This is a genomic window from Streptomyces tibetensis, assembly GCF_007655005.1.
Lineage (GTDB): Bacteria > Actinomycetota > Actinomycetes > Streptomycetales > Streptomycetaceae > Streptomyces > Streptomyces tibetensis.
This window is the reverse complement of sequence record NZ_SZVW01000021.1, coordinates 43706-57419: the sequence shown is the minus strand read 5'-3', so window position 1 is coordinate 57419 and position 13714 is coordinate 43706. Positions and strand designations below refer to the sequence as shown.

Here is a 13714-nt window from a genome sequence, read left to right as displayed (position 1 = left end):
TGCATCTCGTGTGCCTTCGGGTGACCGGGTGTCAGCACCAGCGTGGCGCGGGACCGATGTTGTCGATGTACCGGGCCGCGCCCCAGGCCCAGGTGCCGTCCGTCAGCAGGTACCAGAGCGGGTTGCCCTGCACGGTCTGGCCGCCCGCCTTGCAGAAGATCCTGACGATGTCGCCCCGATGGGCGAACCGGATGATCTGCGAACCGCGGTTCGGGGCGCTGCGCAGCGCCAGCGTGCCCGCCGTGACGACGCCCTCGTACAGGCGCTGGTCATGGCGGCCCTGGTGGTCACCGTTGCCGCCACCCGGGTCGTGCTGGTGGTTGCCGTTGCCGCCACTCGGGTCGTGCTGGTGGTTGCCGTTGCCGCCGCTCGGGTCGTTGCCGTTCCCGCCGTTCGGGTCGTGCTGGTGGTTGCCGTTGCCGCCACCCGGGTCGTGCTGGTGGTTGCCGTTGCCGCCGTTCGGGTCCCAGTCGCCGTCCGCGACGGCGGGTGTGACGGCGGCCGCTGCGGCGAGGAGCCCGGCGACGATGGCTATGGAGAGGCGGATGCGCAGGGACATGGGGGATACCTCCATGTGGGGGCGAAGGTGCCGAAGCTGACTAATCGACACATTAAGAGCGCCCCCGAGGTGCCGCCCCTCACGCTGGGCCATAGGAGGGCGCGGACCGGGTGCTCACTCCGCCGCGAGTCTCAGGGTGGCCACCGCCCCGCCCTCCGGCGCGTTCGCGAACTCCAGCCGCGCCCCCAGCACCTCGGCCTGCCCACGCGCGATGGTCAGCCCCAGACCGTGCCCCCGCGTACCGCCCTCCGTGCGGAACCGCTGCGGACCGTGCACGACCAGGTAGTCGGGAAACCCGTCCCCGTGGTCGCGAACGGTCACCACCGGCCCGTCCACGGTCAGCACCACCGGCCCCCGCCCGTGCTTGTGCGCGTTCGCCACGAGATTGCCCAGCACCCGCTCCAGCCGCCGCCGGTCCGTCTCCACGGACACGTCCCGTACGACCCTGACCTCCGTGCCGTTCCCCGCCGCCCGCACCGCCCGCTCGGCCAGCGGCCCCAACAGTTCGGTGTCCAGCTCCACCCGCTCCCGGCCGGTGTCCAGCCGGGAGATCTCCAGCAGGTCCTCGGTGAGGGTGCGCAGCGCCGCCACCCGGTCGCGCACCAGCTCCGTCGGACGGCCCGGCGGCAGCAGTTCCGCCGCCGCGTGCAACCCGGTCAGCGGCGTGCGCAGCTCGTGCGCGACATCCGCCGTGAACCGCTGCTCGGCCAGCAGCTTCCCCTGCAGCGACGCCGCCATGGAGTCCAGCGCGGCGGCGACCGCGGCCACCTCGTCCTGCGGACTGGCCTGCGTGCGCGGGCCCGTACGGGGGTCGTTCACGCGCGCGTCCAGGTCGCCCGCGCTGATCCGCCGGGCCACCAAAGCCGTGGTGTGCAGCCGCCGCGTCACCCGCGTCACCGCGAACGCCCCGACCAGCAGTGTCGCCCCGATGGCCAGACCCGACGACCACACGATCGCCCGGTCCAGACCCTCGATCGTGCGGGCCTGCTGCGAGTAGTCGACCGCCACGGCCAGCGCCCGCCCGCCGTCGACGGGACCCGCCGCCCACATCGTGGGACGGCCTTCCTCGTCGGCGACCATCGTGCCGCGCTCCCCGGCCACCGCCAGCTCCCGCAGCTCCCCGGGCAGCTCCGGAGGATCCACCCCGGCGCCCCGTCGCAGGGTGTCCCCGGCCTCGTAGCGCTGCGTCGCCTGTGCCAGCCGCTGCAGCGCCTGGTCACGGGCCTGGCCGACGGTCTGGTTCGTCACCTGCACGTGCACCAGGACGCCGAGCAGGGCCGCGAGCGCGCAGCACATGACCGTGATGAAGGCGGCGGCCTTCGCGGCGAGCGTCCCTGACCACGGGGGGAGTACCGGCCTCATCCGCCGCTCACCGAGCGGGAGCCGGACGGCGAGGCGGACAGGGGAGCGGACGGCGAGGGGGACAGGGCGGCGGACGGCGAGGGGGGCAGGGCGGCGGACGGCGAGGCCGAGGGAGAACCGGTGCGGGACGTCGACGGAGAACCCGTGCGGGGCGTCGACGGAGAGCCCGTGCCGGAGTCCGACGGGTGTCGGGAGCGCTGGTGCGGGCCGGTGCGCAGCATCTCGTCGTGGGTGAGGAGCATGGCCCGCTGATCCCGGTCCCAGGTCCACTGCAGACGGTACTCGTAGCCCGCGACCTCCGACGGCGAGCGGATCACCAGGGAACGCCCGGCCAGCTCGACACCGCTCAGCGCGTCCTCCCACGCCATCACCTGTACCAGCCGGTGCTTGTCGACGGTGTAGACGCGGACCGCGGTCGTCCTGCCGGGCAGCAGCGGGAAACCGAGCGTCAGGTCGTCGCGTCCGTCACCGGTCAGATCCCGGTAGTACGGCCGGAGCACCGGGCACTTTCCGTGCCCCGGGCCCTTCGCGCAGTCGGCCATCTCGCGCTTCGTGTCCCGGTAGGGCGCCTTGCCGCCGTCGTAGTCGCCCGGGTTCGCGGCGATCTCGGCCCGGACGATCCCGACCGGGTTCACCCGGCGGATGTCGTCGCCGGGGACCTTCACCCCTCGGACCACCTCGGTGTTCACCTCGCCGATCTCGAACGCCGGGCTGGACGCCGGGGTCAGCTCCGGCCAGAGGCGGGCCGGCCCCTGTGCGGTGGGGGTCGACCCCGCGCCCTCCAGCTCGCCGGCGTCCCCGCAGCCCACGGCGGCGGCCAGCAGCAGGGCGACGACGGCGAGGCGGCGGGCGGCCTGCCCGGGGCGGCTGAGGGGCACTGCACTCCTGGCGGTTCGTGGGTGAGCACACGGCGGACACACGGTGGACGGATGGTGGACCGACGGCAGGCGCGACCGTCGGCCGTCGTACACCTTATTCGCGGGGAAGTCCCATTTGCGCGTGAGGGTGGCCGTGTACGTGCAGCTCCGCGGGCGTCGTGCTACTCGGTGAGTTCCTCCAGCAGCCGGGCCGTGGCCAGCCCGGCCCGCAGGTACTCGACGAACAGGTCGTTGTGCAGTGCCCAGGGCGAGCGGCGGGCCCGGATCAGCCGGATCGCCGCCTCGGCGGACCTGCCCTGGCGCATCAGGGCGTGCGCGACGACGAGACCGGAGCGGTTGTACCCGTGGTAGCAGCGGACCAGGACCCGGCGGCCCTCGTCCATCGCCTCGCACGCGGCCTCGGCCAGCCGGATCACCCCGGCGAGCTGCGTCCCGTCCAGTGGCCCGTCGGGTATGGGCCACACATGGTGCCGGACACCCGGATCGGGCCCGTGCCCCGGCAGCCGCAGCAGCGTCTGCACGAGATCGAACTCGTCCCGTACGACGGCGAACTCCAGATGCCCCAAGGTCCCCGTGTACTCGTGACCGCCCATCCAGAGCCCGGGGACGACCTCGTTCCACGGACTCTCCGGAGCGGGCACGTCGGGTTTACTGCGGGTACGCAACGGCGCCTCCCCACCATGACCGCCCGAGGGTCCGCGGGCAGGCTCAACTCCTCTCCAAGGTAACCGGGTTCTTGCCCCCGCAGCACCCCGCCTGTTCCCATGGAATGGGGTGATGGTGCATGAACGGACTGCGCGTCATACCGACCTGGCGGCACGGCCGGGAGCGGCTCTACGTCTGCCTCCCCGACGGCAGGAACATCGCCTGGTACGACCGCGAGGCCGCCCGGGTGAACCTGCTCGGCGAGGACCGCGAGGACGAGGTCCTCAGGGCCCTCGGGCCCTACATCACCGGCCCCGTGACGGTGGGGCCGCCGCCGGTGCCGACCCCCGCCGAGCTGGCCCGTCTCAGCCTCCACCCCGACGACGACCTGGCCCCCAACCGCCCCGGCGAGGCCCTCGTCGTCGCCCTCGACCGCGACCCCGGCCCCACGCACCGGCTGCGCCCCGACCCGCGCCGCAGGGCCCTGGCGGCCGAGCAGACGGTCGGCGACGCCCTGGACCGTCTCGACGGCGCGGGCTGGCACACCCTGCACTCCGTGCCGCTCCCCGGCGGCGACCGCATCCACCACCTGCTGATCGGCCCCGGCGGCGTCTACGCCGTCCACACCCTCCACGCGCGCAAGCAGCGCGTCCGGATCGCCGACCCCATGATCACGCTGGGCCGCCGCGACCCCCACCCCCTCCTCCACCGCCTCCGCACCGACGCCGACCGCGCCTCCCACGCCCTGACGGCGGAGGTCCGCCCGGTGCTCGTCCTGGTGGACCCGGCGGCGCTGTCGATCCCGGCGGCCCCCCGAGAGGTCCATGTCCTGACGGCGGCGGAGGTGGAAGGCCTGACGCGACGGGGCGGCGTCCTGAAACCGGCGGACGTGGAGGCCCTGCACGCGACGGCCCGCGACCGGAACACGTGGGCGCGGGTGTGAGGGAGCCGGGGGCCGGCGGTGGGGGCGTGCGGGGGTCGGGCGGGCCGGTCGGGGTGCGGGCGGCGAGGGTGTTCGCGGGTCGGCCGCGCTGGTGGAGGCCGGGGCGGGGGCGTTCGCGGGTCGGCCGCGCCAGAGGCGCGCCCTGCGGGTGAGCGGCCCGCCGTGCCGCTACGGCAGGGTGCCGGCCGCGTCCGCGTCCAGCAGGGGAGCCAGAAGGTCGCCGTAGTCCTGGATCCTCGGGGCGATGTCCACCGCGTGGAAGTCCAGCCGGGCCGGTGTGCGGCACTCCTCGATCTCCTCCCAGGTCACCGGCGCCGAGACGGTCGGTTCCGGGCGGGCCCGGAGGGTGTAGGGGGTGGCCGTGGTCTTGCGGGCGGCGTTCTGGCTCCAGTCGACGAAGACCTTCCCGGGGCGCAGGCTCCTGGTCATCCGGTGGAGCGCGAGCCGCGGCATGGTCTTCTCGGCCTCGACGGCGAGCGCCTTGGCGTACTCGGACACCCGCTCGGAAGAGGCCCCGCGCACGGCGGCGAGCAGATGCAGCCCCTTGGAGCCGGAAGTCTTGGCGTAGGCCTCGAAGCCGTCCTCCGCGAGCCGTTCCCGCAGCCACAGCGCGACCTCGCAGCACTGGACGATGCCCGCCGGCGCCCCCGGATCGAGGTCGAACACGATCCGGTCCGCCTCGTCGGGCGTGTCGACGAGCCACTGATGGGTGTGGAACTCGGTCACGAGGTTCGCCGACCACATCAGGCTCGGCAGATCCTGCACCAGCACCATCCGTGACGGCCCCTCGACCCGTGGCACCTCGGCCGTGGTGACCCACTCGGGCGTACCCGGGGGCACGTTCTTCGTGAAGAACACCTGCCCGTCCGGCCCGTCCGGATACCGCAGGAAGGACACCGCCCTGTCCCGCAGATGGGGCAGCAGGACCTCGGCGACGGTCGCGTAGTAGTGCAGCACCTCGCCCTTGGTGAAGCCGGTGGCGGGATACAGCACCTTCTCCAGGTTGCTGAGAGCGAGCCGTCGCCCCTCCACCACAGTGATAGGCGCCATACGATAAGAATCCCACGCAAACCGTGACGAACACTCCCCAGCGTGACCGGAAGGGTGCTGCACGTGAGATCCATCTGGAACGGCGCCATCTCGTTCGGCCTGGTCAGCATTCCGATCAAGCTGGTGAACGCCACCGAGAGCCACTCGATCTCCTTCCGCCAGATCCACACCGAGGACGGCGGCCGCATCCGGTACCGCAAATTCTGCGAACTGGAGGACCGCGAGGTCACCCAGGGGGAGATCGGCAAGGGCTACGAGGACGCGGACGGCACGATCATCCCGATCACCGAGGAGGACCTGTCGAGCCTGCCCCTCCCGACGGCCAAGACGATCGAGATCGTCGCCTTCGTCCCGGCCGACCGGATCGACCCGCTCCAGATGGACGCCGCGTACTACCTCCAGGCCGGTGGCGCCCCCGCGGCGAAGCCGTACACCCTGCTGCGCGAGGCGCTGAAGCGCAGCAACAAGGTGGCCATCGCGAAGTTCGCCCTGCGGGGACGGGAGCGCCTGGGCATGCTCAGGGTCGTCGGCGAGGCCATCGCCATGCACGGCCTGCTGTGGCCGGACGAGGTCCGCGCCCCCGAGGGCCTGGCCCCCGACTCCCACGTCACCGTCCGTGACCAGGAGCTGGACCTGGCGGACGCGCTGATGGACACCCTGGGCGAGGTCGACCTGGAGGACCTGCACGACGAGTACCGGGAGGCCGTCGAGGAGGTCATCGCCGCGAAGGCCGCCGGTGAGGCCCCGCCCCAGGCGCCGGAACCGGCCACGGGCGGCAAGGTCCTGGACCTCATGGCGGCCCTGGAGAGCAGCGTCCGCGCGGCCCGCGAGTCACGCGGCGAGGAGGCCGAGCACGCCGAGGTGAAGTCGCTCCCGCAGCGCAGGACGGCCCGGGCGGCCCCCAAGCAGACCGGCGGCAAGAAGTCGACGTCCACCGCGAAGAAGACGGCGGCCAAGAAGACCACGGCGGCGAAGAAGTCTACGGCCAAGTCGGGCCAGGGGCAGGGTCAGGGGACGACGAAAAAGGCGGCGTCGAAGAACACCGCGAAGAAGACGCCGGCGAAGAAGTCGGCGTCCCGCAAGCGCACGGCCTGACACCGCCGCGCGCTCAGCACTGCTCGGCCTCCCCGGATACTCCACGTGGGACTGCTCGGCTTCCCCGGGTACTCCATGTGGGACCGGCCGGCTTCAGGGGTCCCAACGTCGGACTGCTCGGCTTCCCCGGGTACTCCATGTGGGACCGGCCGACTTCAGGGGTCCCAACGTCGGACTGCTCGGCCTCCCCGGGTACTCCACGTGGGACGGGCCGGCTTCAGGGGGCCCCACGTCGGACCGGCGGCTTCCCTGGGTACCCCACCTCGGGGGGAGAGAGACCGGTGGAACCATGTCGCAGTCCACGGATCACCACACCGGCGACGCACTCGACATCCACTTCGTCGGCAACGCGACGGTGCTGCTGTCGTACGGCCCGCTGACCCTGCTCACCGACCCGAACTTCCTGCACCGGGGGCAGTACGCCTACCTCGGCCACGGCCTGCTGAGCCGCCGCCTGACGGAACCGGCCCTGGATGTGCACGACCTGCCCCGCCTCGACGCGGTCGTACTGTCGCATCTGCACGGCGACCATTGGGACCGCCGAGCCCGCCGGCACCTGGACCACACCGTGCCGATCCTGACCACACCGCACGCCGCCCGCCGCCTCAGGGCCGTGCACGGCTTCCACCGCACGGCGGGACTAGGCACCTGGAAGGCGCTCACCCTCCAGCGCGACGGCGTCCAGGTCACGGTCACCGCCCTGCCCGGCCGGCACGCCGGCCACGCGATGCTGCGCATGCTGCTGCCGCCGGTGATGGGAAGCATGCTGGAGTTCGGCCCCGCCGGGGGACCGGCCCGCATGCGGCTCTACATCTCGGGCGACACGCTCGTGTACGACGGCCTGCAGGAGATCGCCGACCGCTTCCCGGCCGCCGACCTCGCCGTCCTCCACCTGGGAGGCACCCGCCTTCCCGGCGGCTTCGTGGTCACGATGGACGGCACCCAGGGCGCCGAACTCGCCCGTCGCCTCGACCCCCGGCTCGTGCTGCCCGTGCACTACGGGGACTACACGGTGATGCGTTCCCCGCTGTCCGCGTTCGTCGCCGAGGCCGACGCCATCGGCCTCGGCGACCGTATCGTCCACTGCGGTCACGGGCAGCACGCCCGCGTGCCCTGCGCTCCGGGGGCGGCCCCGAAGATCTACTGAGACGAACCCAGCGGTCGGGCCACGCGCCTGCCCGTCTGAGATCTGCCGAGGCGAATCCAGCGGTCGGGCCACGCGCTTGCCCGTCTGAGATCTGCCGAGACGAACCCAGCAGGTCAGGCCACGCGCCTGCCCGTCTGCTGGTCGGACTCGTCCTCTTCCTCGTCCGGCAGATGGACGTCGCCGACGGCGATGTTGACCTCCACGACCTCCAGGCCGGTCATCCGCTCCACCGCGTTGACGACGTTGGTCCGTACGTCCGCGGCGGTGTCGGTGATGGCGGCGCCGTATTCGACGACCACATCGAGATCGACGGCGGCCTGGCGCTCGCCCACCTCGACCTTCACCCCCTGGGTGACCCCGCCGCCCCCGCCCGGCACCCGCTGCCGTACGGCCCCGAAGGCCCTGGTCATGCCTCCGCCGAGGCTATACACCTCGGGGATCTCCCGGGCTGCCATGCCCGCGATCTTCGCGACGACCGTGTCCGCGATGACGGTGCTTCCGCGGGTGCCGGGAGCACCCTTGCCGCCTTGCGATGTCGCCCCGTCCTGCCTGCCCGCTGTGCTAGTGCGCTGAGTGGTCTCCGTCATGACCGTCACCTCGATGATCGGTGAGGGGGGTGAGCACCATCGTTCTCCTCCACCGTAGAACAATGGTGCGTATGGGGCGAAAGTCGGCCATCAGACTGCTCTGAACCTCACCCTTCCCGGGTGAAGCCCGCCCCGTCTTGCCGTGGGCACGCTGAGAACGGCATGCGTCACCGGCCGGGGCCGCGCCCCCTGCCGGCCGCACCCGGGATGGAGGACGGACATGACCGCGCAGACGTACCTGGCCTACGACTTCCCGCTGTTGAGTGCCTTCTGGACCGTGTTCTGGGTCTTCCTGTGGATCATGTGGTTCGTCCTGCTCTTCCGGATCGTCGTCGACATCTTCCGCGACGACTCCATGAGCGGCTGGGCCAAGGCGGGCTGGCTGGTGTTCGTCTGCGTCCTGCCGTTCCTCGGGGTGTTCATCTACGTGATCGCCCGCGGCAAGAACATGGGCCGCCGCGAAGTCGCCCAGGCGCGCGCCCAGCAGGAGGCGTTCGAGAGCTACGTCCGGGAGACCGCGAAGAGCGGCGAGACCCGGTCCGGCAGCGTCGACGAGCTCGCGAGGCTGTCCGAGATCCGCGCCCGCGGCGACATCACGGACGAGGAGTTCCGCAGGGCGAAGGAACTGGTTCTGGCGGGCGGCCACCCTTCACCCGGCGGCTCGAGCCCGAGGTAGCGGCATGACCGCCACGCGCACGGGGAGTTCCGGCACGTCCCTGCGGGAATGGGCCACCGGCGTGACCGTGTTCGCGGCCATCATGCTCGTACTCGCCGGTGTCATCGACATCATGCGCGGCATCGCGGAGATCGCCGACGACGACGTCTTCGTCACGACCCGGAACTACGTCTTCGCGTTCGACCTGGCCGCCTGGGGTTGGATCCACCTGGCCCTGGGTGTGCTCGCCTTCGTCGTCAGCTTCGGGTTGTTCGTGGCGGCGACCTGGGCCCGCGTGGCCGGCGTGTGCATCGCAGCCCTGGTCATCATCGCCAACTTCCTCTCCCTGCCGTACTACCCGGTCTGGTCGATCGTGATGATCGCGGTCTCGGGGTTCATCGTCTGGGCGTTGTGCGTGATGAAGAAGGACGACGCCTTGGTCCCGTCCGGGAGCCCACCGGGTACCTGACAGCGGCGTTCCGGGTGCACGTCGCCTACTTGTGGCGGTAGGGGCGCCAAGCCGGCCGCTCGGTTTCCAGCTCGATCCCGTGTGTCCCGACGAACTGATCGACCGCGACCTCCATCGTCCTGGTGAAGGCCATGTCGAACAGGCGGGCGATGAAAGCGCCGAGATAGAGAAGTGTGGAGAACAGGCAGCCCAGCAGGGTGGCCACGGCCAGCCAGGGCGCATCCCCGCCCTCCCGCCTGGCCGACCACTCGAGAATGGCGAATATCGTCACCGCCGAAAGGAGAGCCACCCCCAAGGACAGGAACATGCGCGTCATGCGCACCTTGTTCACGATCATCGCCAGGAGGAACGGGCGCCAGAAGAACTCATCGAGTCGGTCGAACTCCTCGCCGAGAGTGGGATGGTTGCCGGTTTCGTACTCGGCGTCCCACCAGCCTTCCGCGATCTCCTGCCAGGCGCCACGGAAGTCGAGGGCGTAGCGAAATCTGCGGAACGCGCGGTTCCTGAGGACCTGGTCCGGGACCGTGTAACCGAGGTTGATGGCCCGGTCGGAGAACCGGACCACCCGGGCCACTCCCGTGTACAAGACGTGACCCACCTTCACGGGGCGTCCGACGTTATCCGTCGTGATGGCGTAGAACTCCACGAGCGAGGCGAGCAGCAACGCGGCGGCGATGCTCGTGGCGATGGCGGCGTAATCCTGACTCATCTGGTATCGAGCAGCTGCAGAGGTAAGCGAAGATCCCACTCGTGGCCTCCCCCGGACCCAGGCGGAGGTGAAGCGTAGCGGGACGCCGAGGTTGGGGAGTGCCTTTGTGGTGCGGGCGGCTCTTCAACGTGAGCCGGCAGACTCCACGGGACCAGCGAGGCACCTGCCAAGCAGGCTCTGTGCAACTCCGCCCGTACTGCTCGACCATCCGATAAGCTGCCCACATTCGGCTCGCGGAGAGCCGAAGGGCGGCAATGTATCCACAGGCCCGGCACCTGCGGACGCTGCAGATGGGTGTGGTGCACCCAACTCCGCATGAGATGTGGGTGGGTTCACGAGGTATGTGACCGAGAGCGCCAGCCGGGTGGCATCGAGGTGTCAGCATGCCTGAAAGTGTGAAGAAAGCCATCGCCCGAACCCGAGTGGAATTCACCGGTGAGCCCGAAGAGGGAGCATGTGCAGGGGTTCCACGGGATGGGTCACTCGGTCTCGACACCTGCTTGAGCGAACAACGCACTCTTCGCGCCCTGCTGGCGCTCGGCCTCTTCAACCGATTGGGACTCGGGCAAGCGCGTCCGCCTGCTCAGTGGGGGCTGCACACGCTCGTGGCTTACGACATCACGGCGTCGCCACGCTACGACCGACTCGTCCTCATCACGGACGTTCCGCACAACGTGGCACCGTACCTCCTGCCCAGCAGCGACGGAGGAAGCTCTCTACCGGGGCTCCGACTCGAAGAGTTCCGCGGCCGGCGCACCTACCTTGCACGACATCTGCCCACGGGCGCCCAAGTGGTCATCACAGGGAACCCGTCCGGCACCTGGGGTTCTTCACGGCGTCCTTCCCCGCGTCGGGGCTTCTACTCAGTCGATAAGCCGCTGACCCCGTCTGAGCAGACGCAGCTGGACGAAGTACCCGGCATGGGCGCGGACGCTGAGTGCCTGCTGGCCGGACTCGCGACCAGAATCGCGACTCAGGACCCCCAGGGCAGGTGGGCGATCGGCAACTGGTTCTCTGATCCCCTACGACGTTCTGGTTGGCTCAACGACGGGAGCGAAGAACGCTACGGGAAGCAGCTGTGGGGCTCGGCGGACCGGTGGGCGTTTCGATGGAACGGCTTTCCCTATGTCGAGGATGTCGCGGCATCCCTAACAGCGCCTCAGGTTGGTATCCGCGGGGCCACGATGCACGATGCCGGCGACTGCCTGGAGGTGCGGTTGAGAGCCGCGACGCTCAGCCTCCATGGACGCCGAGCGCCACTCCAGCCGTTGCTGGGACAGTTTTCATGAGCTGGGACAACGTAACGCTGGTGATCCTCGCTGCTTTTGGCTGCGTCATGCTCCTTCTGACACAGATCGCCGAGGTGCTGTCCAAGCTGCCTGAGATCATCCGCGCTTGGCGTGAGGTACGGCGCGCCCTTCAAGAGGGGGCAGGCGATCTGCCGGGAGTCCAGGGCTCGCCAGAGACTGACGATCCCGTTCCTGCCTCGTTTCCTGCCTCCGGCGGTGGAAACACCCCCAGGGTCGTTGTCATCGCCCCCGACAGACCGAGCAGGAGGCGGCGGCCAAGGCCCCGGTGCCAAGCGGAACGCAGAGGGCCCGCTGACTCTGCCGAGCGCTGACACGCAGGGCTACACCTCTCTCCTTGAGAAACTCCGGTCTTCTGAGGGTGATCAGCACTCGGCGCCGTCGACGTTGCTCAACGCCGGGGTCGACCTGACCGAGGTGGCCGAGCGCGCCGGCAACAGCGTCGAGGGGCTGCTGACCCGTGACACGAAGTGCCTCGACGGCTGGCCGGACGTCGCCAACCGCCGCATCGAGATCCTGACCTGCTCCGCGAGTACGAGTAGACACTGCTGCCCGCCTCCGAGGCCTCTGGCGTTGAGTCCAGGGGCCTCGTCGCTGCTTCATCTCTCAGCTCATCGGATAGCCGATCTCCGCAATGCTCTCCACGAGATCTGCCAGAACGACCTCCGAGTTCAGCGCACGAACCACTTCTTCGGTCAGAGGACGCGAAGAGAAGACGTGACGAACGGCCTCCAGGGCAACCGGTACCTCGTAGTAGTCCTCGGCCCAGCGCTGGAACGCTTCCGGCGAGCGATCCACCAACAGCTGGAAGAGGTATCCGGCACCGTCCGGATCCTCCGTTGCCGCATCGGGAAAATCGATCGTCCCCGCCTTCCAGCGGTCGTCGGCTGTCTCCCGCCACATACAGGCAGTGACGATGGGCATCGCGTCTTCGTCCGAAAACGCCGGCTCCTCGACATACGGCCGGAAGACCACAGGGACCTCGTCGAGCACTCCGGGCCATGGCCCGTCTTCTGCATAGGGGCTCATGGGCGATTCGTGATCGAATCCCCGCACGTAGGCGCCGGCAGCTGAGAAAACGATCGAGTACTCGTCGCCCGATCCGCTCCGCATCGAGGCCATCGACTCCGTCTCGGACCAGTGGTCGTCGAAGGAATGGTGGCGGCTCTCCCACTCAGGGCTCAGGACTGCCTCTAGGACGGCCATGGAACGGCAGTGCTCACGGAGGACAGTTATCTCAGGCAGGTGTCGAGCAACGTCATGAACGGTCACCCGCTCATCCAAGCGTACGCACACGACAGGCGAAGATCTTGCCTCGTGGGTGACTGCCGTACTGGGATTGGTGGACTGCAGTCAGTGCGACTCACCTACGGCAAAGCTTCATGACCCGCCCACGCCTAGTCAGAAGACCCCGGCATACACCCGCTCCGACCGGCACACGCCCGCACACACACGAAGACCCCGTCCCAGCGAAGCGCTGATGGCGGGGTCTTTGGACACCTCATACAAGGTGCCCCCGGCAGGATTCGAACCTGCGCACACGGCTCCGGAGGCCGTTGCTCTATCCCCTGAGCTACGGGGGCGTGTTCGTCGCGTTGCTCGCGGCGACGGGTAGAACACTACCAGCTCCCTCGGGGTGGTCATGAACGGGTTTTCGCTGTCGGGGCGGGGGATGCGGGTCGCTCGTGCGGGGTGGAAGTGGGGAAAACCCGGACGCGATGGCAGGGGCCGACCTACTCTCGAGTTGTGCCAGGCGCGTCGGGTCGGGTGCTTGTTGTGGACGACAACAAGGTCATCCGGCAGTTGATCAGGGTCAACCTCGAGCTTGAGGGGCTGGAGGTCGTGACCGCGGCCGATGGTGCCGAGTGTCTTGATGTCGTGCATCAGGTGCGGCCCGATGTCGTGACCCTCGATGTCGTCATGCCCCGGCTGGACGGGTTGCGGACCGCAGCTCGCCTCCGGGCCGACCCGCGGACCCGGGACACGCCCCTCGCCATCGTCAGCGCCTGCGGCCAGCACGAGATCGAGGCGGGACTCGAAGTGGGCGTCGACGCCTTCCTCGCCAAACCCTTCGAGCCCGCCGAACTGGTCGGCATGGTGCGTCAGTTGATGGAGCGAGCCCGGGGCGGGGGCCGGCAGCGCGGCGGTGGTCCCGACGCCGACGGCGGTGGTGCCCCAGCGAAGGAACCGGTGAGGGGCCAGGAGAGGGAAGTGGATCTCCCCGCCGTGCCGTAGGCGGGTGGTGCCCAGGCGGGTGGCACCGGCGCAGATACTGAAGACAGGGCAGCGCCCACCGGCGCAGGCCCCA

The 13714-nt window shown here is 69.9% G+C and carries 14 protein-coding genes and 1 tRNA gene; 6 read left to right on the top strand and 9 right to left on the bottom strand.

Going from position 1 to position 13714, the window contains the following annotated elements:
* Positions 1 to 31: 31 nt before the first annotated feature.
* From FDO69_RS31485 to FDO69_RS31470, 4 genes are all read right to left on the bottom strand, one after another.
* Complete coding sequence (locus FDO69_RS31485) at positions 32 to 559, bottom strand: SH3 domain-containing protein (RefSeq protein WP_167526717.1); 528 nt, start codon at positions 557 to 559, stop codon at positions 32 to 34.
* A 114-nt stretch (positions 560 to 673) separates the two neighbouring features.
* Positions 674 to 1921 carry an ATP-binding protein gene (locus tag FDO69_RS31480; RefSeq protein ID WP_104784812.1) on the bottom strand — a complete coding sequence of 416 codons (1248 nt, stop codon included), beginning with the start codon at positions 1919 to 1921 and terminating at the stop codon, positions 674 to 676.
* Complete coding sequence (locus FDO69_RS31475) at positions 1918 to 2799, bottom strand: hypothetical protein (RefSeq protein ID WP_104784809.1); 882 nt, start codon at positions 2797 to 2799, stop codon at positions 1918 to 1920. Before FDO69_RS31475 ends, FDO69_RS31480 begins: the two co-directional genes overlap by 4 nt.
* A 161-nt stretch (positions 2800 to 2960) precedes the next feature.
* Positions 2961 to 3464: a protein-tyrosine phosphatase family protein gene (locus FDO69_RS31470; protein ID WP_167526716.1), complete on the bottom strand. Its 504-nt coding sequence runs from the start codon at positions 3462 to 3464 to the stop codon at positions 2961 to 2963.
* Between the two features lie 119 nt (positions 3465 to 3583).
* Here FDO69_RS31470 and FDO69_RS31465 point away from each other — a divergent pair, with 119 nt between their 5' ends.
* Entirely contained in the window at positions 3584 to 4387 is an 804-nt protein-coding gene (locus tag FDO69_RS31465) for a nuclease-related domain-containing protein (protein ID WP_104784804.1), read from the top strand.
* 168 nt (positions 4388 to 4555) lie between these two features.
* Here the strand turns inward: FDO69_RS31465 and ligD are convergent, their stop codons facing one another.
* On the bottom strand, positions 4556 to 5437 hold the full coding sequence (gene ligD / locus FDO69_RS31460; RefSeq protein ID WP_104784801.1) for a non-homologous end-joining DNA ligase: 882 nt from the start codon (positions 5435 to 5437) through the stop codon (positions 4556 to 4558).
* 63 nt (positions 5438 to 5500) lie between these two features.
* Here ligD and ku point away from each other — a divergent pair, with 63 nt between their 5' ends.
* Both ku and FDO69_RS31450 read left to right on the top strand, forming a co-directional pair.
* On the top strand, positions 5501 to 6532 hold the full coding sequence (gene ku / locus FDO69_RS31455; protein WP_442802784.1) for a non-homologous end joining protein Ku: 1032 nt from the start codon (positions 5501 to 5503) through the stop codon (positions 6530 to 6532).
* Positions 6533 to 6821: 289 nt separating this feature from the next.
* Positions 6822 to 7679, top strand: a complete 858-nt coding sequence (locus tag FDO69_RS31450; protein WP_104784796.1) for an MBL fold metallo-hydrolase — start codon at positions 6822 to 6824, stop codon at positions 7677 to 7679.
* Positions 7680 to 7792: 113 nt separating this feature from the next.
* On the opposite strand, the gene FDO69_RS31445 is transcribed toward FDO69_RS31450, so the two are convergent.
* On the bottom strand, positions 7793 to 8266 hold the full coding sequence (locus tag FDO69_RS31445; RefSeq protein ID WP_104784793.1) for an Asp23/Gls24 family envelope stress response protein: 474 nt from the start codon (positions 8264 to 8266) through the stop codon (positions 7793 to 7795).
* 220 nt (positions 8267 to 8486) lie between these two features.
* Between FDO69_RS31445 and FDO69_RS31440 the strand changes: the two genes are divergently transcribed.
* Positions 8487 to 8942: an SHOCT domain-containing protein gene (locus tag FDO69_RS31440; protein WP_104784790.1), complete on the top strand. Its 456-nt coding sequence runs from the start codon at positions 8487 to 8489 to the stop codon at positions 8940 to 8942.
* Positions 8943 to 8946: 4 nt separating this feature from the next.
* Entirely contained in the window at positions 8947 to 9390 is a 444-nt protein-coding gene (locus FDO69_RS31435; RefSeq protein WP_104784787.1) for a DUF7144 family membrane protein, read from the top strand.
* 25 nt (positions 9391 to 9415) lie between these two features.
* Here FDO69_RS31435 and FDO69_RS31430 read toward each other — a convergent pair whose 3' ends face one another.
* The 3 genes from FDO69_RS31430 to FDO69_RS31405 form a co-directional block, all read right to left on the bottom strand.
* Positions 9416 to 10099 (bottom strand): hypothetical protein, encoded by a 684-nt coding sequence (locus FDO69_RS31430; protein WP_104784784.1) that lies wholly within the window; start codon positions 10097 to 10099, stop codon positions 9416 to 9418.
* A 1913-nt stretch (positions 10100 to 12012) separates the two neighbouring features.
* Positions 12013 to 12678, bottom strand: a complete 666-nt coding sequence (locus tag FDO69_RS31410; RefSeq protein WP_104784776.1) for a hypothetical protein — start codon at positions 12676 to 12678, stop codon at positions 12013 to 12015.
* A gap of 239 nt (positions 12679 to 12917) precedes the next feature.
* A tRNA-Arg gene (locus FDO69_RS31405) sits at positions 12918 to 12989 on the bottom strand.
* 115 nt (positions 12990 to 13104) lie between these two features.
* Between FDO69_RS31405 and FDO69_RS31400 the strand changes: the two genes are divergently transcribed.
* Positions 13105 to 13641 carry a response regulator gene (locus FDO69_RS31400; protein WP_234388188.1) on the top strand — a complete coding sequence of 179 codons (537 nt, stop codon included), beginning with the start codon at positions 13105 to 13107 and terminating at the stop codon, positions 13639 to 13641.
* Positions 13642 to 13714 lie beyond the last annotated feature (73 nt).

Excerpts from the sequence above, each read along its gene's own strand:
- FDO69_RS31480 (WP_104784812.1), bottom strand. The coding sequence starts at position 1,921 with ATGAGGCCGGTACTCCCCCCGTGGTCAGGGACGCTCGCCGCGAAGGCC.
- FDO69_RS31485 (WP_167526717.1), bottom strand. The coding sequence starts at position 559 with ATGTCCCTGCGCATCCGCCTCTCCATAGCCATCGTCGCCGGGCTCCTC.
- FDO69_RS31440 (WP_104784790.1), top strand. The coding sequence starts at position 8,487 with ATGACCGCGCAGACGTACCTGGCCTACGACTTCCCGCTGTTGAGTGCC.
- FDO69_RS31445 (WP_104784793.1), bottom strand. The coding sequence starts at position 8,266 with ATGACGGAGACCACTCAGCGCACTAGCACAGCGGGCAGGCAGGACGGG.
- FDO69_RS31450 (WP_104784796.1), top strand. The coding sequence starts at position 6,822 with ATGTCGCAGTCCACGGATCACCACACCGGCGACGCACTCGACATCCAC.
- FDO69_RS31430 (WP_104784784.1), bottom strand. The coding sequence starts at position 10,099 with ATGAGTCAGGATTACGCCGCCATCGCCACGAGCATCGCCGCCGCGTTG.
- ligD (WP_104784801.1), bottom strand. The coding sequence starts at position 5,437 with ATGGCGCCTATCACTGTGGTGGAGGGGCGACGGCTCGCTCTCAGCAAC.
- FDO69_RS31465 (WP_104784804.1), top strand. The coding sequence starts at position 3,584 with ATGAACGGACTGCGCGTCATACCGACCTGGCGGCACGGCCGGGAGCGG.
- FDO69_RS31435 (WP_104784787.1), top strand. The coding sequence starts at position 8,947 with ATGACCGCCACGCGCACGGGGAGTTCCGGCACGTCCCTGCGGGAATGG.